Source organism: Labedella gwakjiensis (assembly GCF_003014675.1).
GTDB classification, from domain to species: Bacteria; Actinomycetota; Actinomycetes; order Actinomycetales; family Microbacteriaceae; genus Labedella; species Labedella gwakjiensis.
In genome coordinates, this window is record NZ_PYAU01000001.1 from 3,268,181 (window position 1) to 3,291,786 (window position 23,606).

At 68.4% G+C, this 23,606-nt stretch carries 23 protein-coding genes; 20 read left to right on the plus strand and 3 right to left on the minus strand.

Going from position 1 to position 23,606, the window contains the following annotated elements; genetic code table 11:
* From ruvC to CLV49_RS15390, 7 genes are all read left to right on the plus strand, one after another.
* Positions 1 to 567: a crossover junction endodeoxyribonuclease RuvC gene (gene ruvC / locus CLV49_RS15360; RefSeq protein ID WP_106564317.1), complete on the plus strand. Its 567-nt coding sequence runs from the start codon at positions 1 to 3 to the stop codon at positions 565 to 567.
* Positions 568 to 637: 70 nt separating this feature from the next.
* Entirely contained in the window at positions 638 to 1,255 is a 618-nt protein-coding gene (gene ruvA, locus CLV49_RS15365; RefSeq protein ID WP_106565155.1) for a Holliday junction branch migration protein RuvA, read from the plus strand.
* Entirely contained in the window at positions 1,252 to 2,292 is a 1,041-nt protein-coding gene (gene ruvB, locus CLV49_RS15370; protein WP_106564318.1) for a Holliday junction branch migration DNA helicase RuvB, read from the plus strand. The genes ruvA and ruvB overlap by 4 nt, the downstream gene beginning before the upstream one ends.
* A gap of 135 nt (positions 2,293 to 2,427) precedes the next feature.
* On the plus strand, positions 2,428 to 2,808 hold the full coding sequence (gene yajC, locus CLV49_RS15375; RefSeq protein WP_243696534.1) for a preprotein translocase subunit YajC: 381 nt from the start codon (positions 2,428 to 2,430) through the stop codon (positions 2,806 to 2,808).
* Between the two features lie 62 nt (positions 2,809 to 2,870).
* Positions 2,871 to 4,592 carry a protein translocase subunit SecD gene (secD, locus tag CLV49_RS15380; protein ID WP_106564320.1) on the plus strand — a complete coding sequence of 574 codons (1,722 nt, stop codon included), beginning with the start codon at positions 2,871 to 2,873 and terminating at the stop codon, positions 4,590 to 4,592.
* Entirely contained in the window at positions 4,592 to 5,635 is a 1,044-nt protein-coding gene (secF, locus tag CLV49_RS15385) for a protein translocase subunit SecF (protein WP_106564321.1), read from the plus strand. The genes secD and secF overlap by 1 nt, the downstream gene beginning before the upstream one ends.
* A 27-nt stretch (positions 5,636 to 5,662) precedes the next feature.
* On the plus strand, positions 5,663 to 7,915 hold the full coding sequence (locus CLV49_RS15390; RefSeq protein WP_106564322.1) for a RelA/SpoT family protein: 2,253 nt from the start codon (positions 5,663 to 5,665) through the stop codon (positions 7,913 to 7,915).
* On the opposite strand, the gene CLV49_RS15395 is transcribed toward CLV49_RS15390, so the two are convergent.
* From CLV49_RS15395 to CLV49_RS15405, 3 genes are all read right to left on the minus strand, one after another.
* The gene (locus tag CLV49_RS15395) at positions 7,902 to 8,465 is read right to left on the minus strand and encodes a hypothetical protein (RefSeq protein WP_106564323.1); all 564 of its coding nucleotides are present in this window, start codon (positions 8,463 to 8,465) and stop codon (positions 7,902 to 7,904) included. The genes CLV49_RS15390 and CLV49_RS15395 overlap by 14 nt on opposite strands.
* Positions 8,466 to 8,622: 157 nt before the next feature.
* The gene (locus CLV49_RS15400) at positions 8,623 to 9,852 is read right to left on the minus strand and encodes a DUF349 domain-containing protein (protein WP_424978162.1); all 1,230 of its coding nucleotides are present in this window, start codon (positions 9,850 to 9,852) and stop codon (positions 8,623 to 8,625) included.
* Positions 9,853 to 9,942: 90 nt separating this feature from the next.
* The gene (locus CLV49_RS15405; RefSeq protein WP_243696533.1) at positions 9,943 to 10,731 is read right to left on the minus strand and encodes a peptidylprolyl isomerase; all 789 of its coding nucleotides are present in this window, start codon (positions 10,729 to 10,731) and stop codon (positions 9,943 to 9,945) included.
* A gap of 144 nt (positions 10,732 to 10,875) precedes the next feature.
* On the opposite strand from CLV49_RS15405, the gene CLV49_RS15410 reads away from it, so the two are divergent.
* The 13 genes from CLV49_RS15410 (at position 10,876) to nusB (ending at position 23,560) form a co-directional block, all read left to right on the plus strand.
* Positions 10,876 to 12,216, plus strand: a complete 1,341-nt coding sequence (locus CLV49_RS15410) for a replication-associated recombination protein A (RefSeq protein ID WP_106564325.1) — start codon at positions 10,876 to 10,878, stop codon at positions 12,214 to 12,216.
* Between the two features lie 310 nt (positions 12,217 to 12,526).
* Positions 12,527 to 13,156 (plus strand): 30S ribosomal protein S4, encoded by a 630-nt coding sequence (gene rpsD, locus CLV49_RS15415; RefSeq protein ID WP_106565157.1) that lies wholly within the window; start codon positions 12,527 to 12,529, stop codon positions 13,154 to 13,156.
* 160 nt (positions 13,157 to 13,316) lie between these two features.
* On the plus strand, positions 13,317 to 13,550 hold the full coding sequence (locus tag CLV49_RS15420; RefSeq protein ID WP_106564326.1) for a hypothetical protein: 234 nt from the start codon (positions 13,317 to 13,319) through the stop codon (positions 13,548 to 13,550).
* Positions 13,551 to 13,621: 71 nt separating this feature from the next.
* Positions 13,622 to 16,279: an alanine--tRNA ligase gene (alaS, locus tag CLV49_RS15425; protein WP_106564327.1), complete on the plus strand. Its 2,658-nt coding sequence runs from the start codon at positions 13,622 to 13,624 to the stop codon at positions 16,277 to 16,279.
* 3 nt (positions 16,280 to 16,282) lie between these two features.
* Positions 16,283 to 16,774 carry a Holliday junction resolvase RuvX gene (gene ruvX, locus CLV49_RS15430; RefSeq protein ID WP_243696532.1) on the plus strand — a complete coding sequence of 164 codons (492 nt, stop codon included), beginning with the start codon at positions 16,283 to 16,285 and terminating at the stop codon, positions 16,772 to 16,774.
* Positions 16,771 to 18,207 carry an endolytic transglycosylase MltG gene (gene mltG / locus CLV49_RS15435; RefSeq protein WP_106564328.1) on the plus strand — a complete coding sequence of 479 codons (1,437 nt, stop codon included), beginning with the start codon at positions 16,771 to 16,773 and terminating at the stop codon, positions 18,205 to 18,207. The genes ruvX and mltG overlap by 4 nt, the downstream gene beginning before the upstream one ends.
* A 6-nt stretch (positions 18,208 to 18,213) precedes the next feature.
* Entirely contained in the window at positions 18,214 to 19,095 is an 882-nt protein-coding gene (locus tag CLV49_RS15440) for a shikimate dehydrogenase family protein (protein WP_106564329.1), read from the plus strand.
* Between the two features lie 58 nt (positions 19,096 to 19,153).
* Positions 19,154 to 20,398 carry a chorismate synthase gene (aroC, locus tag CLV49_RS15445; RefSeq protein ID WP_106564330.1) on the plus strand — a complete coding sequence of 415 codons (1,245 nt, stop codon included), beginning with the start codon at positions 19,154 to 19,156 and terminating at the stop codon, positions 20,396 to 20,398.
* Positions 20,391 to 20,930: a shikimate kinase gene (locus CLV49_RS15450; RefSeq protein WP_243696531.1), complete on the plus strand. Its 540-nt coding sequence runs from the start codon at positions 20,391 to 20,393 to the stop codon at positions 20,928 to 20,930. Before aroC ends, CLV49_RS15450 begins: the two co-directional genes overlap by 8 nt.
* Positions 20,927 to 22,042 (plus strand): 3-dehydroquinate synthase, encoded by a 1,116-nt coding sequence (aroB, locus tag CLV49_RS15455; RefSeq protein ID WP_106564331.1) that lies wholly within the window; start codon positions 20,927 to 20,929, stop codon positions 22,040 to 22,042. Before CLV49_RS15450 ends, aroB begins: the two co-directional genes overlap by 4 nt.
* A gap of 2 nt (positions 22,043 to 22,044) precedes the next feature.
* Positions 22,045 to 22,482, plus strand: a complete 438-nt coding sequence (locus CLV49_RS15460) for a type II 3-dehydroquinate dehydratase (RefSeq protein WP_106564332.1) — start codon at positions 22,045 to 22,047, stop codon at positions 22,480 to 22,482.
* A 101-nt stretch (positions 22,483 to 22,583) separates the two neighbouring features.
* Positions 22,584 to 23,147, plus strand: coding sequence for an elongation factor P (gene efp, locus CLV49_RS15465; protein WP_106564333.1), 564 nt, complete (start codon positions 22,584 to 22,586; stop codon positions 23,145 to 23,147).
* Entirely contained in the window at positions 23,147 to 23,560 is a 414-nt protein-coding gene (gene nusB, locus CLV49_RS15470) for a transcription antitermination factor NusB (RefSeq protein WP_106564334.1), read from the plus strand. The genes efp and nusB overlap by 1 nt, the downstream gene beginning before the upstream one ends.
* The last annotated feature ends 46 nt before the right edge of the window (positions 23,561 to 23,606 follow it).

Consider the following 23,606-nt stretch of genomic DNA (forward strand, 5'->3'; position numbering starts at 1 on the left):
GTGACGCTCCGGGTGCTCGGGGTCGACCCCGGTCTCACCCGGTGCGGCATCGGCGTCGTGGACGTGGAGCCGGACCGCCGCGTGTCCCTCGTCTACTACGGCGTCGTCCGGAGCGAGCCGTCGAGCCCGATCGAACAGCGGCTGCTGACGATCGGTCTCGGGCTCGAAGCGGCGATCGACGAGCACAAGCCCCACGCGATGGCGGTGGAGCGAGTGTTCGCGCAGCACAACCTGCGGACGGTCATGGGTACGGCGCAGGTGAGCGGCCTCGCGTTGCACGCCGCGGCGTCGCGCACGATCCCCGTCGGTCTGCGCACGCCGAGCGAGGTCAAGGCGGCGATCACCGGGTACGGCGCCGCTGATAAGAAGCAGGTGCAGACGATGGTCGCCCGCGTCCTCGGTCTCGCCGAGCTGCCGCAGCCGGCCGACGCCGCCGACGCGCTCGCCCTCGCGATCTGTCATGCGTGGCGAGGGGCTGCACCCGCTGCGGCGTCGGGAGGAGACCCCTCCGCGATGACCCCGGCGCAGCGTGCGTGGCTCGCGGCGGAGCGCGCGAGCAAGCGCTGAGTCGTCCTCGCCTCGGCGGTGTCCGCGCGCCGGTCGTGGCGCTGTCGGTGGGCCGCCGTAGGCTGTGACGGTGATTTCCAGCATCAGGGGCCGCGTGCTCGCCGTGACCGGAGCGACGGCGCACATCGAGGTGGGCGGAGTCGGTTACGCCGTGCTCGTCACGCCGGAGCACGCCATCGCGATGACCGTCGGCCACGACACCTTCCTCCACACCACGCTCATCGTCCGAGAGGACGCGATGACCCTGTTCGGCTTCGAGACGGTCGAGCACCGTGAGGTCTTCGACCTGCTGCTCGGAGTCGCCGGCGTCGGACCGAAGTCGGCCCTCGGCGTCCTGTCTCACCTCGGGCCCGGACAGATCGCCGCGGCCGTCGCCGCCGACGACGACGCGTCGTTCCGGAAGGTCTCGGGCATCGGTCCCAAGACGGCGAAGCTCATCGTGGTCTCACTCGCGGGGAAGCTGCTCGGAATCTCCCAGCAGCCGGAGCGCTCGGCCGTGCCGGTGTCGGCCGGTTCAGACGTCGTGAGCGCGCTCGTCGGTCTGGGGTGGCCCGAGCGCGTCGCCGCAGCCGCCGTGGACGACGTCGCGACGGCCCACCCGGAGGCGGCCGACGCGCCCGTCCAGACGCTCTTGCGCCTCGCGCTCGCGCAGCTCGGTCCGGCGCCGCGGAACGGGTCGAGCGCGTGAGCGACGATCGTGCGCTCGACGCGGCCCCCGAGTCCGAGGCCGAACTCGCCTTCGAAGGGGCTCTGCGCCCCTCTACCCTCGCCGAGTTCGTCGGTCAGCCGAAGGTGCGCGGTCAGCTCGAGCTCCTCCTCCGGGCCGCGGCCATCCAGAACCGCACGCCGGACCACATCCTCCTCGCCGGTCCTCCGGGCCTCGGCAAGACGACGCTCGCCATGATCGTGGCCGCCGAGAGCGGGCGCCCGCTCCGTCTGTCGAGCGGGCCGGCCATCCAGCACGCCGGGGACCTGGCTGCGGTGCTGTCGAGTCTGCTCCCCGGGGAGATCCTCTTCATCGACGAGATCCATCGCATGGCACGGTCGGCGGAGGAGATGCTCTACCTCGCGATGGAGGACTTCCGCATCGACATCATGGTAGGTAAGGGAGCGGGAGCCACCTCCGTTCCGCTCGAGCTGGCGCCGTTCACCCTGGTCGGGGCCACCACGCGTTCCGGTCTGCTCCCCAACCCGCTGCGAGATCGCTTCGGATTCACCGCGCACCTCGAGTTCTACGACGCGTCGGATCTCGAGCGGGTGCTCGCGCGCGCCGCCCTCCTGCTCGACCTCGACATCTCGTCGTCGGCCATCGCCGAGATCGCGGGCCGATGCCGCGGAACCCCTCGAATCGCGAACAGGCTCCTGCGTCGCGTGCGCGACTTCGCGCTCGTCCACGGCACGGGGGCGGATCTCACGGCGGTGCGCGGGGCGCTCGAACTCTACGACGTGGACCCGCTCGGTCTCGATCGTCTCGATCGTGCGGTCATGGACATCCTCCTGACGCGGTTCGACGGGGGACCGGTCGGCCTCGGAACCCTCGCCGTATCCGTAGGAGAGGAAGCCGAGACGATCGAGAGCGTGGTCGAACCCTTCCTCGTCCGGATCGGTCTGCTCACCCGCACACCACGCGGACGCGTGGCGACTCCGCTCGCCTTCCGCCACTTCGGCATCGAGCGGAGCGGTGTGGACAGGGCCACAGGTCCGTACCTCACCGATGACCTATAATTCAAGCTGGCCTTCCGGGCGCGCGGCGAAACACGCGCTTCCGAGCGGCGAATCCCCATACGTAACGTACTTATCGATCAGCGGTTCCGTACCGCGAAAGGTGTCACCCCCCTCATGGACCCGTTGACTCTCGGCATGCTGGCCATCCTGGCCGTGCTCATCTTCTTCATGTTCCGCAACGGGCAGAAGCGCAAGCGCGACCAGGAAGCGCTGCAGTCGAAGGTCGCTCCGGGCGCCGAGGTCATGACGAACTTCGGTCTGTTCGGCACCATCCTCACCATGGACGAGGACGACAACAAGGTCGCGCTCGAGGTGGCGCCCGGTACGGTTCTCACCGTCCACCGCCAGACGATCGCGCGCGTCATCGATGACGTGGACGCCGCCCCCGTCGACGACCACGGGATCGTGGACGAGTCGACCTCCTCGACGGATCCGCTCGTCGCGAGTGAGCCCGTCATCGACGTGCGGACGGATGCCGAGAAGCAGGCAGACGCCGAGAAGAAGTCCGACAACTAGTCGATCCACCCCTTCGTGCCGCCCCTCGTGGGCGGCACGGTCGTAGAAAGCTGAGTACCGAGTTGGCACGATCGACACCGGTCAGAAATGCATCGCGTTCTCTCGCGTGGTTGGGCGTTATCCTCATCGTCCTCGGAGCAGTGCTCGCGGGTGGTGTGATCTGGGGCAATGCGACCGTCGCTCCGAAACTCGCGCTCGACCTCGAGGGCGGCACCCAGATCATCCTGGAAGCCCAACTCGAGGACGGCCAGCAGGTCTCCCAGGAACAGCTCAGCCAGGCCGTGTCGATCATCCGGCAGCGCGTCGACGCCTCCGGTGTCTCGGAAGCCGAGGTCAACACCCAGGGCGGCCAGAACATCGTGGTCTCGATCCCCGGTGAGGCCGACGAGGAGACGCGACAGCGCATCGAGGCGTCCGCCCAGCTTGAGTTCCGACCGGTCCTCGCGACCTCGGCACCCGCCAACACCTTCGTTGGTGAGGACGGCGCGGAGACGCCGTACCCGTCGCCGGATCCCTCCCTCGAGGCCACGCCGAGCACGTCCCCGACGAACGCGAGCGACCTGGAGTACATCACGCCGGCGCTGCAAGCCGAGTTCCAGGCCTACGACTGCGCCAACCCTCCGGCCGATGTCGCCGACGCGCCGGACGACGAGCCGCTCGTCACGTGCGAATCGGACGGGACGGTGAAGTACATCCTCGGTCCCGTGGAATTGAGCGGATCGGCGATCACCGACGCCTCGAGCGGGCTGGAGACCACGTCGTCCGGCGGAACGACCGGACGCTGGGTCGTCAACATCACCCTCGATGGAGACGGAACCGACATCTTCGCCGACATCAGCCAGCGCCTCTACGGAGCCACGGCTCCGCAGAACCAGTTCGCGTTCGTCCTCGACGGCTCGGTCATCTCGGCCCCGTCGATGAACGGACTGATCACCGACGGTCGACCCAGCATCTCGGGAAGCTTCACCGAGGAGACCGCCAAGACGCTCGCCGACCAGCTCAAGTACGGCGCGCTCCCGATCAGCTTCGAGGTCTCGTCCTCCGAGCAGATCTCGGCGACGCTCGGCTCGGCTCAGCTGCAGATCGGTCTCATCGCCGGTCTCATCGGTCTGATCCTCGTCGTCATCTACACGCTCTTCCAGTACCGTCTCCTCGGCTTCGTGACGATCGCGTCACTCGTCGTCGCCGGCGTGCTCACCTATCTCGCGATCGCGCTGCTCTCGTGGCGCCAGGGCTACAGGCTGTCGCTCGCGGGTGTCGCGGGAATCATCGTGGCGATCGGCTTCACGGCCGACTCGTTCATCGTGTACTTCGAACGCATCAGGGACGAGCTCCGTGACGGCCGCGGACTCGAGTCCGCTGTCGAGGCGGCGTGGAAGCGTGCGAAGCGCACCATCTACGCGTCCAAGGGCGTCAACCTGCTGGCGGCCGTGGTGCTCTACGCCGTCGCGGTTGGAAACGTGCGTGGATTCGCGTTCACCCTCGGACTCACGACGATCATCGACGTGCTCGTGGTGCTCCTCTTCACGCACCCGATGCTGCAGCTGCTCGCCCAGACCCGGTTCTTCTCGAGCGGTCACAAGCTCTCGGGTCTCGATCCGAAGGCGCTCGGCGCCGTCTATCGCGGGCGCGCCCAGTTCCGGTCGCCCACGGAGACGGTGAAGCAGGCCAAGCTCGCGTCGTCGAGCCGCGAGGCGCAGCGCCGCCAGACGATCGCGGAGCGCAAGCTCGCGGAATCGCAGAAGAGCAGCACGTCGACCTCCACGAAGGACAAGGACTCCTGATGGCCAACCTCACGCAGTTCGGAAACGATCTCTACACGGGCAAGCGGTCGATCAACTTCGTCGGCAACCGCCGGATCTGGTTCACCGTGGCCCTCATCCTCGTCCTCGGCTCGATCGCCGTCCCCCTCATCAAGGGTGCGACGACCGGTTCGTACTTCAACTTCGGTATCGAGTTCACCGGCGGGTCGCAGTTCACCGTCGAGAACGCGGACAGCATCGACCAGGAGACGGCGACGGAGGCCGTCGCGGAGGCCGCGCCCGACGCCGTGGCGCGCGTCAGCACGGTCGGCGAGACGGCCGTGCGTGTGCAGACGGACCAGCTCACCCCGGACGAGACGACCGCTGTCGCCGCGTCCCTCGCCGACGCGTACGGTGTCTCGCCGAGCCAGGTCAGCACCTCCTTCATCGGTGCATCCTGGGGCCAAGACGTCACGCGGCAGGCTCTCACCGGTCTCGTGATCTTCCTCGTCCTGACCTTCGGCATCATGGCGATCTACTTCCGCACGTGGAAGATGTCCGCGGCCGCGATCATCGCCCTCGTCGACGTCCTCGTCATCACGCTCGGTGTGTACTCGCTCAGCGGGTTCGAGATCACGCCGGCGGCGGTGATCGGATTCCTCACCATCCTCGGTTACTCCTTGTACGACACCGTCGTGGTGTTCGACAAGATCCGAGAGAACACCTCAGAGGATGGCGAAGAGTCTCCGCGTACGTTCGCCGAGTCGGTCAACCTCGCGGTCAATCAGACCCTCGTCCGGTCGATCAACACGTCGGTCGTCGCCGCTCTGCCGGTCGCTGCCATCCTCGTGATCGGTGCGTTCGTCCTGGGCGCGGAAACGTTGCGCGACATCTCGCTCTCGCTGCTCGTCGGCATCCTCGTCGCCACCTACTCGACCATCTTCGTCGCAGCACCGCTCTATGCGCTGTTCCGCGAAGGGGAGCCTGAGATCGCGAAGCGCGACAAGCGAATCCTCCTCAACCGGTCTCGATCGACGTCGGCCGTGCGCCCCGCGATGGCCGGACAGTCCTCCGACGCAGAGTAACCTCGGATCAGAGAGGTGGTGCGTGCGATGACCGAGACGACTCCGTCGCAGACTGCCTCTCTGCGCCGCCTCGTGCCGAGGATCTTCTCGCGAGCACAGCCGGCCGGCGCTGTCGACAGGCTCATCCGCACCGTGCGGATGCACGAGCCGAAGGCCGACATCTCGATCATCGAGCGCGCCTATACGGTGGCGGAGCGTGCGCACCGTGGCCAGAAGCGTCAGAGCGGTGAGCCGTACATCACCCACCCCGTGGCTGTCGCGCAGATCCTGGCCGATCTCGGTATCGGGGCGAAGACGATCGCCGCCGCGCTCCTCCACGACACGGTCGAGGACACCGATTACTCCCTCGACGACCTCCGTGGTGATTTCGGCGACGAGATCGCCATGCTCGTCGACGGCGTCACCAAGCTCGACAAGGTCAAGTACGGCGACAGCGCCCAGGCGGAGACCGTCCGCAAGATGATCGTCGCGATGTCGAAGGACATCCGCGTCCTCATCATCAAGCTCGCCGATCGTCTCCACAACGCGCGCACCTGGGGTTTCGTGAAGCCCGAATCGGCCACACGGAAGGCCACGGAGACTCTCGAGATCTACGCGCCGCTCGCGCACCGACTCGGTATCCAGACGATCAAATGGGAGCTCGAGGACCTGTCGTTCGCGGTCCTCCACCCGAAGATCTACGCCGAGATCGAGAGCCTCGTGCGGCAGCGGACCCCGCAGCGCGAGGAGTACGTCCAGAACGTCATCGACTCCGTCGGCGAGGACCTCAAGGGTCTCAAGATCCGCGGCAAGGTCGTGGGACGACCGAAGCAGTACTACTCGATCTACCAGAAGATGATCGTGCGGGGCCGCGACTTCGACGACATCTACGACCTCGTCGGAATCCGCGTTCTCGTCGGCAGCGTGCGCGACTGCTACGCCGTGCTCGGGTCCATCCATGCCCGGTGGACACCGCTGCCCGGGCGGTTCAAGGACTACATCGCGACGCCGAAGTTCAACCTGTACCAGTCGCTCCACACGACCGTCATCGGGCCGGGCGGCAAGTCGGTCGAGATCCAGATCCGCACGCACGAGATGCACCAGCACGCCGAGTACGGTGTCGCCGCCCACTGGAAGTACAAGGAGCGGATGAACGGCACGAAGGCCGGGGGAGCTCCGTCGGAGAACGACCTCGCCTGGCTCGCGCACATCTCCGACTGGCAGGCCGAGACGGCCGATCCGAGCGAGTTCCTCGATTCGCTGCGGTTCGAGATCGGCGCGAAGGAGACGTACGTCTTCACTCCGAAGGGTCGCGTCATCGGGCTCCCAGCAGGCGCGTCTCCCGTGGACTTTGCCTACGCGGTCCACACCGAGGTCGGTCACCGCACGATGGGTGCCAAGGTCAACGGCCGGCTCGTGCCACTCGAGTCCGAGCTCAACAGCGGCGACGTCGTGGAGGTGTTCACCTCCAAGAACCCCGACTCAGGTCCTAGCCAGGACTGGTTGAACTTCGTCAAGAGCCCGCGGGCACGCAACAAGATCCGTCAGTGGTTCACGAAGGAACGCCGCGACGAGGCGATCGAGCAGGGCAAGGACGCGATCGCCCGAGCGATGCGCAAGCAGAACATGCCGCTGCAGAAGCTCATGAATCAGGACTCGTTCGCCGAGGTCGCCTCTCAGCTGAGATACGAAGACGTCTCGGGGCTGTACGCCGCTGTCGGCGAGGGTCACGTCTCGACGCAATCGGTGCTCGAGAAGGTCGCGGCTCTCATCCAGGGTGAGACCGACGCGGACGATCCCACAGCTCTGGACTTCCCCGTGCGCGGGCGCACGCGCCCTCTGCCGGACAGCGACTCCGGGGTCCTCGTTCGCGGAGCGCCGGACATCCTCGTGAAGCTCGCGAAATGCTGCACGCCGGTTCCCGGTGACGAGATCGTCGGCTTCGTGACGCGTGGCACGGGAGTGTCGGTCCACCGGTCGGATTGCCACAACGTGCAGTCGCTCCTGCAGGAACCCGAGCGGATGATCGACGTCGACTGGGCGCCCACCTCGAAGAGCCTCTTCCTCGTGCAGATCCAGGTCGAGGCGCTCGACCGGGCCGGCCTTCTGTCGGACGTCACGCGCGTGCTCAGCGAGCACCACGTGAACATCCTCTCCGCCACGGTGTCCACCTCGAACAACCGTCTGGCCATCAGCCGCTTCGTCTTCGAGATGGGGGACACCACCCACCTCGAACGGGTGTTGAACGCTGTCCGCCGTATCGATGCGGTCTACGACGTCTATCGCGTCAACGGTGGCTGACACACGCGGCCTCGATGCGTCCGGCGACGTGTCGCTTGCCCGGGAGATGCGTCCAATCGTCGAGGTCGGCGAGCAGCTGCGCCTTCTCGAGGCCGCACCGACGCACGATCGCCCGTAGGAGAGCGTCGTCCTCGGGGGAGACGCCGATGCGCGCGAGGTCGATCGCCGTCCCGACCGGGGTGAGGACCGCGACACTCAGTCGACCGACGGGGACGTGCATCCGGTGCTCGTCCCGGATCCTCATCGTCCGGACCGAGCGATAAGGCCGGACCCACCGCGCGGCCGGCCCGGATCCTCCGACCTCGACAGGGACGGGGCATCGTCCCCCCGCTCCGTGCAGCCAGGCGGCGCTGCGGCCGACGACCGTATAGGCCGGCGGGATGTCGCCGACGAGGGCAGCGGCGCGATGCCGCACACCGACGGGCTCGCCCACCGGGGCGAATCCATCGCCCACGGGGAGCAGCTCGCCGTCGATACGTGCTGAGGAGAGTTCTGCGATGGAGAACTCGCGGCCGCCGATGAACAGGAGAGGGAGCGCTGGAGAGGACATGCCTGACAGCATGAGCGAACCGGTCGGTGTCGTCCGCCGCTCCGGGCCTATCTGTGGACGGCAGTCTCTACCCGTCTCGCGCGGTGGGGAGAGAACCATCGGTGCACGAGAAGGGGCCGACGAATCGTCGCCGGCCCCGCATCGTCACCTCGCGTGATCAGCCGATCGCGTCGAGCCAGGCGCGTCGGGTCTCGAGCGCCTCGCGAGCCTCGGCCTCCGCGCGGGCGTCACCCGAGGCCTTGGCCGACTCGAGGTCGGCTTCGAGCTTCTGGATCGCCGAGCCGAGCTGCGAGGCGAGGCCCTCGGTGCGGGCCTTCGTCTCGGGGTTGTTGCGGCGCCACTGCTCGTCCTCGAGGGTGCGGACGGCCTGCTCGACCTTGCGCAGCCGATCCTCGATCGGACGGATCTGGTCGCGGGGCACCTTTCCGGCGGCGTCCCATCGCCGCTGGATGGAGAGGAGGGCCTTCTTGGCGGTGTCGAGGTCCTTCTCGCCGATGAGCGGCTCGGCCTCTTCGAGGAGAGCGAGCTTCACCTGGAGGTTCGCGGTGTACTCCTCGTTCTCGGCGGCGTCGACCTCGGCCTTGGCCTGGTAGATCGCATCGCCAGCGGCCTTGAATCGCGCCCAGAGAGCGTCGTCCGTCTTCTTGCCGGCGCGTCCGGAGCGCTTCCACTCGTCGAGGAGATCCCGGTACCCGGGAACGCCGTCGATGCCCTTCGGGATGAGGGCCTCAGCCTGCTCGATGAGGCTCGTCTTCTTCGACTTGGCGTCGCGGTGGACGGAATCGAGTTCGGCGAAGAACGTGCGGCGGTGCTGCTCGATCGTCGTGCGTGCCGTGCGGAAACGCTTCCAGAGCTCGTTCGCCTCCGCCTTCGGGAGCTTCGGCCCCGTCTGCTGGTGCGCCTGCCAGCGAGCGAAGAGATCGTTGAGCTTCTCGGTCGCCTGCTTCCACTGGACTTTGGCGGGATCGAGAGCGGCGAGTGCCTCGGCCTCGTCGACGATCGCCGTGCGCTCGGCGATGGCGCCTGCGACGGCCGCCTGGGCTTCGACGCTCTGCTGCTCCGTGAGCTCCGACACCGTGGTGTCGAGCGCCGCGACCCGCCCACGCAGCGACTCGAGGTCACCCACGGCGTTGGGGGTCTGGAGTTCCGTCTTCAGACGCGTGACCGCTCGCGCGACGTCGGCGGCCGGCGCGCCGTTGCGCGCCCGCTGCTCGAGGAGGACGACCTGACCGGCGAGATCCGTGTACTTCCGCTGGAAGTACGCCATCGCCTCGTCCGGTGTCCCGTCGGGGAACTGGCCGACGGTGCGCCACTCCTCACCCTCGCGGACGTATACGGTGCCGTCGTCGTCGACGCGGCCCCACTCCTGCTGCCCAGACGTTGTCACGTGCATCACCCTTGTCGCTCGCGGTCGCGCTGTGGTGCGACCGTACCGAGCCCCCAGCCTATTACGAGGGGCTCGGTGCGACGCGACGGGCTACTGAACCGTTACCGAGGTGATGGTCGTCGCGACGGCGGGAGAGCCGTCTGTCGAGCCGTCGGCAGTGCCGGCATCGACGACGCCGGAGATCAGCCCGTCGAGTCCGCTCGTGACCTGTCCGAGGACGGTGTAGCCGCCGGCCTCGTCCGAGGGGATCGTCGTGTCCTCGTAGACGATGAAGAACTGGCTGCCCATGCTCTCGCCGTCGCCGCTCTGGCGGGCCATGGCGATCGTGCCAGCCGGATAGACGTCGTCGTCCGGTGCGTTCTCGATGGGGCCATAGCTGAATCCGGGTCCGCCCGAGCCGTCGCCGTTCGGGTCACCGCACTGCAGGACGCCGAAGCCGTCGGATGTCGTGAGGCGGTGGCAGGAGAGCCCGTCGTAGAAGCCGGCCTGCGTGAGGGCGACGAACGCCGAGACGCCCTGCGGTGCTGCCGCGCCGTCGAGCTCGATGCCGAGAGGGATGTCGTTGATCGTCATGGTGCCGGTCCACGTGCGGTCCTCGGCGAAGTCGGGGGAGGGAAGGTCCACCGCGGGGGCCGCGGACGCATCGGCCGACGCGCTGGCCGACGGGGTGGCAGCGGCCTCGAACGGTCCGGCTTTCAGGAACGCGAGTTGACCGAGGGTCACGGCCGAGGCGACCACGACGACGAGGACGGCGGCGATCCAGTTGTCGCGGACCCGACGCGAGGTGCGGTGCGCGTGCACGGCCTGGCGGGCCTTGTACGCCTTGAGCCGCTGACGCGCCTCGCGTGCCGCGCGCTCCTCGTTCTTGCTGGCTGCCACGTAGTCCTCCGCTGCTGATCGGGTCGATGCCCGGGACGAGGGCTCTATCGTCCCCGAACCCCCTAGCACTTTACTGGGACGGGTGGAGTGGCCAGAACAGACACGCTCGGCCCCGGTGTCGGGCCCGGCCAGTAGCCTGGTTGCATGGCCTCCTCTGCGCCCGGACTGCACCCGGGCTCGTCCCCGCTCGCGGTGCGCATGCGCCCGCGCAGCCTCGACGAGGTCGCCGGCCAACGCCATCTCCTCGGGCCGGGCTCTCCGCTCTGGAGCCTCGCGAGCGACACGGAGGGGACCAAGGGATCGGTGTCCGTCATCCTGTGGGGGCCGCCGGGTACAGGGAAGACGACCATCGCCCAGGCGATCGCGCACTCGTCCGGACGCCGCTTCGTCGAGCTCTCCGCCGTGACGGCGGGAGTCAAGGACGTGCGTCAGGTGATGGAGGAGGCGCTCTCCGGGCGCGATCTCTACGGCCTGTCGACCGTCCTCTTCCTCGACGAGATCCATCGCTTCACCAAGGCGCAGCAGGACGCCCTCCTTCCCGGCGTCGAGAACGGCTGGGTCATCCTCATCGCGGCGACGACGGAGAACCCGTCCTTCTCGGTCATCTCCCCGCTCCTCTCCCGGTCTCTCCTGCTCACCCTCCAGCAGCTGTCAGACGAGGACCTCCGCCTCCTCGTCGACCGGGCGATCGAGGACCCGCGCGGGCTCGGCGGCCGGGTCGACGTCGACGACGAGGCGAAGGACGCGATCGTGCGTCTCGCCTCCGGGGACGCGCGTCGGGCCCTCACCGCCCTCGAGGCCGCGGCTTTCTCGGCCGGCGCCGTCGCCGAGGAGGAGGAGCGCGCCGTCGTGACGGCCGACATCGTGTCGACCGCGGTGGACCGGGCTCTCCTGCGCTACGACAAGAACGGCGACGAGCACTACGACGTCATCAGCGCCTTCATCAAGTCGATCAGGGGCTCGGACGTCGACGCCTCGCTGCACTACCTGGCGCGCATGATCGAGGCAGGGGAGGACCCGCGATTCATCGCCCGTCGCCTCATCATCTCGGCGTCGGAGGACGTGGGCATGGCCGACCCCCAGGCCCTGCCGATCGCGGTCGCGGCCGCGGACGCGGTTCAGCTCATCGGGATGCCGGAGGGGCGAATCCCGCTCGCGGAAGCCACGGTCTACCTCGCGACGGCGGCGAAGTCGAACGCGGCCTACAACGGCATCAACGCGGCCATCGCCGACGTGCGGGCCGGTGCGTTCGGGCGTGTCCCTCTCCACCTGCGCGACGCCCACTACGCGGGTGCGAAGCGGCTCGGCCACGGCAAGGGCTACGTCTACCCGCACGACGCCGATCTGGGGGTCGTGGCGCAGCAGTACCTCCCTGACGAACTCCGCACGGCCCAGTACTATCGACCGACCACGCACGGTCACGAGCGGGAGGTCGGATCCCGGCTCGAGAAGCTCCGTCGCATCATCCGCGGCATCACGGGATGAGACCGCCACAGCGCAACAGCATCACCACCGCCCCGTGCTAGGATTGTCGACGGCCTAGGTCCGATCGAAGCGTGCGGCTGCGCGACGACGACCGACGGGATGCGCTCTGTAGCCGAGCGGCCCAGGTCCGAACCCTCTTACAACCGAACATCGACCGATCCGTGCTGCTGTGCTTTCAGTCTGCCGGCGCGGACGGACCGAATCGTTCGGAAGGTTCCCCCGTGAACTTTCCGGGGTGCGCGTACGCACTCCGACCCATGTCGCCGACGGCGCCATGGAGACGTCAGAGAATTCCATCCGAAAGGAAACCGTGTCTACCAAGTCACGTACCCGTAGCAAGACCCGCCTGTCGCGTTCGCTCGGCATCGCGCTCACCCCGAAGGCCGCCCGCTACCTCGAGAAGCGTCCGTACGCTCCGGGTGAGCACGGCCGTTCCAAGCGCAAGGCCGACTCGGACTACGCCGTTCGTCTGCGCGAGAAGCAGCGTCTCCGCGCCCAGTACGGCATCCGTGAGAAGCAGCTCCGCATCGCCTTCCAGGAGGCTCGTCGCACGAAGGGCCTCACGGGTGAGAACCTCGTCGAGATCCTCGAGCACCGTCTCGATGCCCTCGTCCTGCGCGCCGGCCTCGCCCGCACCACGGCGCAGGCGCGTCAGATGGTCGTGCACCGCCACATCCTCGTCGACGGCAAGATCGTCGACCGTCCCTCCTTCCGCGTGAAGCCGGGTCAGCTCATCCACGTCAAGGCTCGTAGCGAGGGCACCGAGCCCTTCCAGGTGGCGGCAGCCGGCGGACACGCCGACGTCCTCCCCAAGGTCCCGGGCTACCTCGAGGTCGAGCTCGACAAGCTCCAGGCGCGCCTCGTGCGCGACCCGAAGCGTGCAGAGGTCCCCGTGACCTGCGAAGTCCAGCTCGTCGTCGAGTACTACGCGGCGCGCTGACACGTCAGTCATCACTCGAAGGGGGTCACGGTTCGCCGTGGCCCCCTTCGTCGTCCTCGGGGAAGCGGCGTCCCGCCGGTCGGTGCCCTCGCATCGGGTCGCCGACTAGGATGGATTCTTGGCCGGCACCGCAGATCGACGTCCCCGGAGGAGCAGTTCCATGAAGTCCATCGCCTACCTCATCCTCGGCATCATCGGCGGGTTCGTCGTCGCCCACCAGGTCAACAAGTCCCAGCGGGGCAACGCCTTCTTCGCTGACCTCGACGACAAGATGCGCGAGTTCGGCGACTCCATCGCCGACGCATACAAGGAACGTGAGGCGGAACTCCGCTCCTCGCTCGAAGACGTCACCCGCGAGGCCGAAGACGCCATCGACAGGCTGTCGAAGGACTGACGGGTCGGCGGCTCCGCCGGCTCCACCACACGAACACCGGGCCATGAGCCCCGAACGACTCGAACGGAACCATGCAGACAGCTGACATCCGGCAACGCTGGCTCGACTTCTTCGGAACACGCGGCCACACGGTGGTTCCGTCCGCTTCGCTCGTGAGCGATGACCCGACCCTGCTCTTCACCGTGGCAGGCATGGTTCCGTTCATCCCGTACCTCACGGGGCTCGTTCCCGCGCCGTATTCCCGCGCGACGAGCGTGCAGAAGTGCATCAGGACGAACGACATCGAAGAGGTCGGGAAGACGCCGCGTCACGGCACCTTCTTCCAGATGAACGGCAACTTCTCCTTCGGCGACTACTTCAAGGAAGGCGCTATCGGGTACGCGTGGGAGCTCCTCACCAGCCCCGAGTCCGCCGGCGGCTACGGCTTCGATGAGAAGGACCTGTGGGTCACCGTCTACGAGGACGACGACGAGGCGATCCGCCTCTGGAAGCAGATCGCCGGGCTTCCCGATGAGCGCATCCAACGCCTCGGCAAGGACACCAACTATTGGTCGACGGGTCAGGCCGGCCCCGCCGGCCCCTGCTCGGAGATCTTCTTCGATCGTGGCCCGGCGTACGGAGCCGACGGCGGCCCGGCGACCGACGACGACCGCTATGTCGAGATCTGGAATCTCGTGTTCATGCAGTACGCGATCGAGGACGTTCGCAGCAAGGTCGACTTCCGCATCGCCGGTGACCTTCCGCGGAAGAACATCGACACGGGTATGGGCCTCGAGCGCGTCGCATTCCTCAAGCAGGGCGTCGAGAACATGTACGAGATCGATCAGGTCCGTCCGGTGCTCGACATGGCGGCTCAGCTGTCGGGCCGCCGTTACGGCGCCGATCACGGGGACGACGTCCGCATGCGCGTCATCGCCGACCACGTGCGTTCGTCCCTCATGCTCATGAGCGACGGCATCACCCCGTCGAACGAGGGCCGGGGTTACATCCTGCGCCGGCTTCTCCGTCGCAGCGTCCGCTCCATGCGCCTCCTGGGCGTCGACGGCGCGACCTTCCCCGAACTCTTCGCGGTGTCACGCGATGCGATGAAGGCGGCGTACCCGGAGGTCGAGACCGACTACGACCGGATCTCCCGCGCCGCGATCGGCGAGGAGGAGGCATTTCTCCGCACGCTCGCCGGCGGGACGACGATCCTCGACCTCGCGGTGGACAAGACCAAGGCGGCCGGAACAGCCGCGCTCCCGGGTGACACCGCGTTCCTCCTGCACGACACCTACGGGTTCCCCATCGATCTCACCCTCGAGATCGCCGAGGAGGCCGGCCTGACCGTCGACCGCGACGCGTTCGACACCCTCATGACCCAGCAGCGCACGCGGGCCAAGGCCGACGCGAAGGCGAAGAAGTCGGTGCTCGCCGACCTCTCGGCATACAGCGAGTTCCGTCGGGCGGGAGAGACCGTCTTCACGGGCTACGACGAGCTGCAGACCGCGTCCCGCATCCTCGGCATCATCGTGGACGGCGAGTCCGTCTCGCGGGCGAGCGTGGGCCAGACCGCCGAAGTGATCCTCGCCGAGACCTCGCTGTATGCGGAGTCGGGTGGTCAGGACGCGGACAAGGGTCTCATTGTCGGGCCGGGCTACGAGCTCGAGGTCCTCGACGTGCAGAAACCGGTCAAGGGACTGATCTCGCACACCGTGCGGGTCTCGTCAGGCGAGGTCGCGATCGACGATGAGGCGACGTCCATCGTCGACCCGGACTACCGCAGGGGAGCGCGTCAGGCCCACTCGGGCACCCACCTCATCCACGCCGCCATCCGTCAGGTCCTCGGTCCGGACGCTCATCAGTCGGGTTCGTACAACAAGGCCGGGTACCTCCGTCTCGACTTCTCCTGGAACCAGGCGCTCTCGCCCGAGACGCGCTCGGAGATCGAGGAGATCGCCAACAACGCGATCCAGGACAACCTCGAGGTCGTCACGCGCGAGCTGCCGCTCGACGAGGCGAAGTCGCTCGGTGCCATGGCGCTCTTCGGTGAGAAGTACGGCGACGTCGTTCGCGTCGTCGACATCGGCGGCCCCTGGTCGCGCGAGCTGTGCGCCGGCACCCACGTACGAACGAGTGCTGAAGTCGGCATCGTGAACCTCGTGAGCGAGTCGTCCGTCGGTTCCACCAGCCGGCGCGTCGAGTCTCTGGTCGGGCCGGAGGCGTTCCGCGACTTCGCCGTCGAGCGGGCTATCGTGTCGCAGCTCTCGAGCAGCCTGAAGACGCCGAGGGAATCGCTGCCCGACCGGATCGCCGACCTCGTCTCGAGCCTCAAGCAGGCCGAGAAGCGCATCCAGGCGTTCGAGTCGCGCGCTCTCGCCGAGCGTGTGCCCACTCTCGCCTCCGCGGCGCGTCGGGTCGGGGACGTCCTCGTGGTGGCGGAGAACCTCGGATCGATCGGGTCGGGAGACGAGGTGCGTTCGCTCGCCACCCAGGTGCGCGCGAAGCTCGCATCCGAGGCGGCCGTCGTCGCTCTCGCGGCCGAGGTCTCCGGACGTCCCGTCGTGATCGTGGCGACCACCGAATCGGCTCGGTCCGCCGGTGCGAAGGCCGGCGCACTCGTGCGCATCGCTGCAGGTGTCCTCGGCGGTGGCGGAGGCGGCAAGGACGACCTCGCTCAGGGTGGCGGGAGCGACGTGTCGAAGATCGACGCGGCCCTCTCCGCGATCGTCGGCGGCATCGGAGCCTGATCGGTGGTGCATGACGCCTTCCGGTCCGGGGTGCGGCTCGGGATCGACGTCGGGAAGGCGAGGATCGGCGTCGCCCGATCCGACCTCCACGGCATGCTCGCGACGCCCCTCGAGACCGTGCGGCGTGCTGCGGATGGTTCGGACCTGGCCCGTGTGGTCGAGCTCGCCGTCGAGTACGACGCGGCGGAGATCCTCGTGGGCCTCCCGCTCGCGCTGTCGGGGCGCGAGACGGCGTCGACGGACGACGCGCGAGGCTTCGCCGCGCGAGTGGCCGGTGCCGTCGGTCGGCCGGTCCGGCTGGTCGACGAGAGGCTGAGCACCGTCTCGGCCAATTCGGTGCTCCGCACCTCGGGTCGAAGCCAGAAGTCGTCCCGTATGATCGTGGATCAGATCGCCGCCGTCGTCATCTTGCAGCAGGCCCTCGACACCGAGCGCAGCACGGGACGGCCCCCCGGATCGCTCGTCGATGCAGAGGAACTTCCCCCCACCCCATGAGTCGAACGCCAGACAAGGACGCTCCGTCCGAAGAACAGGACCCGTTCACCGCCCTCCTGAACGGGTCGCATTCCGCGGACGGCGCGTCCCGCTCCGTCGGCCCCGGTGGCGATCCTGCACGTGGTGCCACGACACCCCAGCCTCTGTCCCGTCGGGAGGCACGGCAGCGATCGGCCGCCGAGCGTCCGGACGACACCGCGCGCGGCGGCTCCGACGGCTCGCCCGTCTCGGTGCCTGACGAGTCGGCGGAGACGGAGCGCCCGCACATCCTGCTGGGGACGGCCACCGCGGAACAACCGACGGTCGCGGCCGATCGCGCGTCGCGTCGTGCCGCCGCCCAGGACGACGGGTACCCTCCGCGCGAGAAGAGGAGTCGCCGTGGCCTGATCGGCACGATCATCGCGCTCCTCGTCGTCGTGGGCCTCGTCGCGAGCGGCCTCTACGTCTGGAACACGTTCGAGCCGCAGATCCGAGCGGTGATGGGCTGGGAGGAACCCAACGACTTCGAGGGCTCCGGGACGGGAGAGGTTCTCGTCACGATCGCCGACGGGGAGACGGGCTCCGACATCTCCGACACGCTCGCGTCGTCCGGGGTCACGAAGACCGCTGAGGCGTTCTATAAGCTCCTCCTCGCACAGGACGAGGACGTCGTGTTCCAGCCGGGCGTCTACCGACTCGCGAAGGAGATGAGTGCGCAGTCGGCGCTCGACGCGCTGCAGGACCCCGCGAACAAGATCGAACGCACGGCCGTGATCCGTGAGGGACTCACGGGCGCCACCATCATCGAGGAGCTCTCGGCGGCTACGGACATCCCCGTCGAGGATTTCGAGGCTGCGATCGAGGACCCGACGCAATACGGTGTCCCGGAGAATGCCGTCTCGATGGAGGGGTGGCTCTTCCCTGCGACCTACACGTTCGACCCGGGACTCACCGCCACGCAGGTCGTCAAGACGCTCGTCGACCGCACGATCTCGTCGCTCGACAGTGCCGGCGTGCCGGTGGAGGACCGTGAGCGCGTCCTCACCATCGCCTCGATCATCCAGCGCGAGGCACGGCAGGCCGACGACTTCTACAAGGTGTCCCGTGTGATCCAGAATCGCCTCGACGACGGCATGCGACTCGAGATGGACTCGACGGCGCAGTACGGCGTGAACGAGGCGTCGGGCTCGGTATGGTCGTCGGCCGAGGCGCTCGGCTCCGACAACCCGTGGAACACCTATCAGCGGGACGGCCTCCCCGTCGGTCCGATCGCGAGTCCGGGGGACGTCGCGATCGACGCCGCGATGCACCCGGCCGACGGCAGCTGGATCTTCTTCGTCACGGTGAACCTCGACACCGGCGAGACGGTGTTCTCCAACACGATCGCCGAACACGACGCCGCCGTCGCCCAGCTGAGGGCCTGGTGCGCGGACAACCCCGACAGCGGGTGTTGACCCGTCGTGGATGATGACACGCCCGTCCCGCTCTTCGGCGTGATCGGATCGCCGATCGAGCACTCGCGGTCGCCGATACTCCACCGCGCCGCCTACCAGGTGATCGGTTTCGACGCCGAGTACGACAGGACCGAGGTGGTCGCTGGCGGGCTGACCGACTTCCTCAGCTCGTCGCCCCCTCGACGGCGCGGCGTATCGATCACGATGCCGCTCAAGAGAGAGGCCTGGGTCGCCGCGACCACCCGGGATCGTGCGGCTGAACTGACGGGTGCCGTCAACACCCTGGTCTGGCCCGAGAGCGGTGGACAGGCTCCGCTCAGCGGATCGAACACGGATGTCGCGGGGATCGTCGATGCCGTCCGCGCGGCCCTACCGGACGACGTCCGACGCGTCCTCGTCCTCGGGGCCGGGGCGACGGCGGCCTCCGCCGTCGTCGCGGCCGTCGAGCTCGGCGCCGTCTCCCTCACCCTCGCGGTCCGATCCCCGGAGCGCGCCGGGGAGACGGTCGGCCTCGCGCGTTCGCTCGGTCTCGACGTGACCGTGGTCGCTCTCGCCGACGTGGCGGCGGTTCGAGCAGACCTCGTCGTCTCGACCCTCCCGGGCGGAACGGCCATGCCAGCCCTTCCGCTCGCGGCGCTCGTCCCCGGCGCGGTCGTCCTCGACGTCGCGTACTCTCCCTGGCCCAGCGCGCTCGTCGAGCGCGGCATCGCCGAGCGAGCGACCGTCGTCCACGGGCTGTCGATGCTCGTCCATCAGGCCGCCCAGCAGGTCCGTGTCTTCGCCGGCCTCGACGAGGGCGAATGGGGCGACGCGGTCGGACCGGTGACCCGCGCGATGTTCGACGTCGTCGGACTGCCGTCCTCCGGGGTCGTCACGTCGCTTCGCTGAGGCCGACGGCCGCCGTCACAGGGACGGGCCGCCGCCCGCGCTGTGGAAGGATGGGACCATGCTTCGTTGGCTCACAGCCGGGGAATCCCACGGCCCGGAACTCATCGCGATCCTCGAGGGACTGCCCTCCGGCGTGCCCGTCTCGCTCGCGGCCATGCGCGAGGATCTCGCCCGCCGCAAGCTCGGCTACGGCCGAGGCAGCCGGATGAAGTTCGAGGAAGACGAGCTCTCCCTCTCTGGAGGTGTCCGACACGGGCTGAGCCTCGGCAGTCCTGTCGCTCTGCGGGTCGGCAACACCGAATGGCCGAAGTGGAGCGAGGTCATGAGCGCCGAGCCCGTCGAGACGACGGAGCGTTCGCGCGGGCGCAGCGCGCCCCTCACCCGCCCCCGTCCCGGACACGCCGACCTCGTCGGGATGCAGAAGTACGACTTCGACGAGGCCCGGCCGATCCTCGAGCGCGCGAGCGCCCGCGAGACCGCCGCGCGCGTCGCCCTCGGCTCGGTCGCGCGGTCGTTCCTGTCCGAGCTGGGCATCCGCCTCGTGAGCCACACGCTCTCCATCGGGCCCGTGCGCGTGCCAGAGGACGCGCCTCTGCCCGGACCGGACGACGTGGCGGCACTCGATGCCGATCCTCTGCGGTGCTTCCACGCCGAGACGAGCGCCGCGATGGTCGCCGAGGTCGACGACGCGAAGAAGGATGGCGACACCCTCGGGGGTGTCGTGGAGGTCCTCGGCTTCGGTCTGCCCCCAGGCCTCGGTTCCCACGTGCACTGGGACCGCCGCCTCGACGGGCGTCTCGCCCAGGCGCTCATGGGGATCCAGGCGATCAAGGGAGTGGAGGTCGGCGACGGCTTCCTCACGACCACGCGCCGCGGATCGCGCGCTCACGACGAACTCTTCATCGGTGAGGACGGCATCGTCCGCTCGACGGATCGCGCCGGCGGCACCGAGGGCGGCATGAGCACGGGAACCGTTCTGCGGGTCCGTGCCGGAATGAAGCCCATCGCGACGGTCCCGCATTCGCTGCGCACCGTCGACGTCGCCACCGGTGAGACGGCCACGGCCCACCACCAGCGTTCGGACGTCTGCGCCGTCCCCGCGTCGGGCGTCGTCGCCGAGGCGATGGTAGCGCTCGTGCTGGCCGACGCCGTGCTCGAGAAGTTCGGGGGCGACTCGGTGGGGGAGACCCGCCGGAACCTCGAGTCGTACCTCGCGGCCATCCCGGAGGAGCTGCGGACGGCCGCCGCGTCGGACGCGCGTCTCGGCGAGGACGGCGTCGAGGCGGCCCCGACCGGTGCCTGAGGTCGACGCTCGGTCCCATGACGCCCGGCCCCTCGACGTTCGGGCCCTCGTCGTGATCGGCCCGATGGCTGCGGGCAAGTCGAAGATCGGACGCCGCGTCGCCCGCCTGCTGGGGATGCCCTTCAGCGACACCGATCGTGTCGTCGTGTCCGCGCACGGCCCGATCCCTGCGATCTTCGAGCGCGAGGGCGAGGACGCCTTCCGCGAGTACGAACGTGACGCCGTCGCACGGGCCGTGGCGAAGCGTTCCGTCGTCTCGCTCGGAGGCGGAGCGGTCGTCCACCCCTCGACGGCCGAGTTGCTCTCCGCAGCGACCGTCGTCTACTTGACGGTGAGCCCCGAGGCCGTACGATCGCGGATCGCCGGATCGAATCGGCCTCTCCTCACGGACGGCGTCGAGTCGTGGGAACGCATCTTCGCCGAGCGGAAGCCCCTCTATGAGCGGCTCGCGACGGCCACGTGGGACACATCGACGCTCCCGATCTCGCGGATCGCCGATGAGATCGCGCACTGGGCGAAAGGACGGATATGACCACCGGAAACACGCAGGGCTCGCCCACGGGGCGCGCGGACTCCTCTCCCATCCACGTCGGGGGAACCGACGGCTACGACGTGCACGTGGGGCGCGACATCCTGGACCGTGTTGTCGACGCGCTCGGGACCGGAGTGCGCAAGGTGCTCATCGTGCACCCGCCGACGCTGGGAGCCGAGGCCGCGAAGCTACGGGCGAGACTCCTCGATTCCTCGCTCGAGGCCCTGCTCGCCGAGGTCCCCGACGCGGAGACCGGTAAGCGCGTCGAGGTCGCGGCGTTCTGCTGGCAGATCCTCGGGCAGGCCGACTTCACGCGGAGCGACGCGGTGATCGGACTCGGCGGAGGGGCGGTGACCGATCTCGCCGGGTTCGTCGCGGCGACGTGGCTCCGCGGTGTCGCGGTCGTGCAGATCCCGACGACGGTGCTCGGCATGGTCGATGCGGCCGTCGGAGGCAAGACCGGCATCAACACGAACGAGGGGAAGAACCTCGTGGGCGCGTTCCACGCTCCCGCCGCCGTCGTCGCCGACCTCGACCTTCTCGGCACCTTGCCGCGGAACGAGATCCTCGCGGGCTTCGCGGAGATCGTGAAGTGCGGATTCATTGGCGACCCGCGCATCCTCGAGGTGATCGAGGACGACGTCGCGCGCGTCACCGACCCGACGACGGACCAGTTCCGCGAGGTCGTCGAGCGGTCGATCGCGCTCAAGGCCGCTGTCGTGAGCGAGGACTTCACCGAGCAGGGCCGTCGCGAGATCCTCAACTACGGTCACACGCTCGGACACGCGATCGAGCACGCCGAGCGCTACCAGTGGCGGCATGGAGCGGCCGTGGCGATCGGCATGGTGTTCGCGGCCGAGCTCGGTCGTCTGTCCGGCCCGTTGTCCGACGCCGTCGTGGACCGGCACCGTTCGGTCCTCTCGTCACTCGATCTGCCGATCGACTACCCGGTCGGACGCTGGAACACGCTTCTCGCGACGATGCAGCGCGACAAGAAGGCGCGTGCGGGGCTGCTCCGCTTCATCGTGCTCGACGACATCGCGCGGCCGACCGTCCTCACGGCGCCCGACCAGTCCCTCCTCTTCACGGCGTGGCAGGAGGTAGGTTCGTAGCCATGCCGACCGTCCTCGTCCTCAACGGCCCGAACCTCGGGCGCCTCGGCAGCCGCGAGCCCGACGTCTACGGCTCGGCCGACCTCGCGGCCCTCGAGGCGTCGCTCGTCACGTCCCTCCCGGACGGGTGGGACCTCGACCTCCGTCAGACCGACGACGAGGCGACGCTCATCTCCTGGCTGCACGAGGCCGTCGACTCGAGCTCGCCGGTGATCCTGAACCCGGCGGCGTTCACCCACTACAGCTACGGGCTGAGGGACGCGGCGGCTCTCGTGACGAAGCCGGGAGGGACCCTCATCGAGGTCCACATCTCGAACCCGCACGCCCGTGAGGAGTTCCGCCACACGAGCGTGATCTCGGGCGTTGCATCCGGCGTGATCGCCGGATTCGGCTTCGACTCGTACCGCCTCGCCCTGCTGCACATCGTCGGCCGCTCCTGACCGGCTCCCCGGCCCTACGGTAGACTCGGCTGCTGGCCGTCTCCGGCCCCTCCGCGGTTCACGACCGCTGCTCCCTGAACGCGTATCGAACGGACATCCCCATGGCTTCAACCGCTGACATCAAGAACGGCGTCGTCATCAACATCGACGGACAGCTGTGGTCCGTCATCGAGTTCCAGCACGTCAAGCCGGGCAAGGGCGGCGCCTTCGTGCGCACGAAGCTCAAGAACATCATGACGGGCAAGGTCGTCGACAAGACGTACAACGCCGGCGCGAAGATCGAGACGGAGAACGTCGACCGCCGCGACTACCAGTACCTGTACAACGACGGCTCCGGCTTCGTGTTCATGGACACGAGCGACTACGACCAGATCACCGTCCCGAGCGAGATCGTCGGCGATGCCGCGAACTTCATGCTCGAGAACCAGATGGCGACAGTCGCCATGAACAACGGCAACCCGCTCTACGTCGAGCTCCCCGCCTCCGTCGTGCTCGAGATCACCTACACGGAGCCGGGCCTCCAGGGAGACCGTTCCACGGGCGGCACCAAGCCGGCGACCGTCGAGACGGGACATCAGATCCAGGTGCCGCTCTTCGTCGAGACCGGCACGCGCGTCAAGGTCGACACGCGCACGGGCGACTACCTGGGCCGGGTCACCGACTAGTGGGCGCTCGGACGAAGGCGCGCAAGCGCGCGCTCGACATCCTCTACTCGGCCGACGTGCGTCGGATCACCCCGGCCGAGGCGCTCTCGGCTGAGGCCGGGCGGGCGGCGAGCGAACCTGACCGTGCGGCGTCGTGGCTGTACGCTCGCGACATCGTGGACGGCGTCATCGACAACCAGGTCGAGATCGACGAACAGATCGAGACGTTCTCCCAGGGCTGGTCCCTCGAGCGTATGCCCGCGATCGATCGGGCGATCCTGCGCATCGGCGTCTGGGAGGTCCTCTTCAACGAGGAGATCCCCACGGGCGTGGCGATCGACGAGGCCGTCGAGGCCGCCAAGGAGTACTCGACGGACGACTCGCCGAGCTTCATCAACGGTCTGCTCGGACGCATCGCGCAGCAGGCCTCCTGATTCCGGGGGAACTCCTCCCGTGCGACGGCGCCATCTGCAACGCGCG

What these genes read in the sequence shown, in the direction of transcription:
- CLV49_RS15460 (WP_106564332.1), top strand. Translation starts at nt 22,045, where the DNA reads ATGCCGACCGTCCTCGTCCTCAACGGCCCGAACCTCGGGCGCCTCGGC.
- CLV49_RS15420 (WP_106564326.1), top strand. Translation starts at nt 13,317, where the DNA reads ATGAAGTCCATCGCCTACCTCATCCTCGGCATCATCGGCGGGTTCGTC.
- secF (WP_106564321.1), top strand. Translation starts at nt 4,592, where the DNA reads ATGGCCAACCTCACGCAGTTCGGAAACGATCTCTACACGGGCAAGCGG.
- efp (WP_106564333.1), top strand. Translation starts at nt 22,584, where the DNA reads ATGGCTTCAACCGCTGACATCAAGAACGGCGTCGTCATCAACATCGAC.
- mltG (WP_106564328.1), top strand. Translation starts at nt 16,771, where the DNA reads ATGAGTCGAACGCCAGACAAGGACGCTCCGTCCGAAGAACAGGACCCG.
- CLV49_RS15410 (WP_106564325.1), top strand. Translation starts at nt 10,876, where the DNA reads ATGGCCTCCTCTGCGCCCGGACTGCACCCGGGCTCGTCCCCGCTCGCG.
- CLV49_RS15395 (WP_106564323.1), bottom strand. Translation starts at nt 8,465, where the DNA reads ATGTCCTCTCCAGCGCTCCCTCTCCTGTTCATCGGCGGCCGCGAGTTC.
- CLV49_RS15390 (WP_106564322.1), top strand. Translation starts at nt 5,663, where the DNA reads ATGACCGAGACGACTCCGTCGCAGACTGCCTCTCTGCGCCGCCTCGTG.
- alaS (WP_106564327.1), top strand. Translation starts at nt 13,622, where the DNA reads ATGCAGACAGCTGACATCCGGCAACGCTGGCTCGACTTCTTCGGAACA.
- aroC (WP_106564330.1), top strand. Translation starts at nt 19,154, where the DNA reads ATGCTTCGTTGGCTCACAGCCGGGGAATCCCACGGCCCGGAACTCATC.
- aroB (WP_106564331.1), top strand. Translation starts at nt 20,927, where the DNA reads ATGACCACCGGAAACACGCAGGGCTCGCCCACGGGGCGCGCGGACTCC.
- yajC (WP_243696534.1), top strand. Translation starts at nt 2,428, where the DNA reads ATGCTGGCCATCCTGGCCGTGCTCATCTTCTTCATGTTCCGCAACGGG.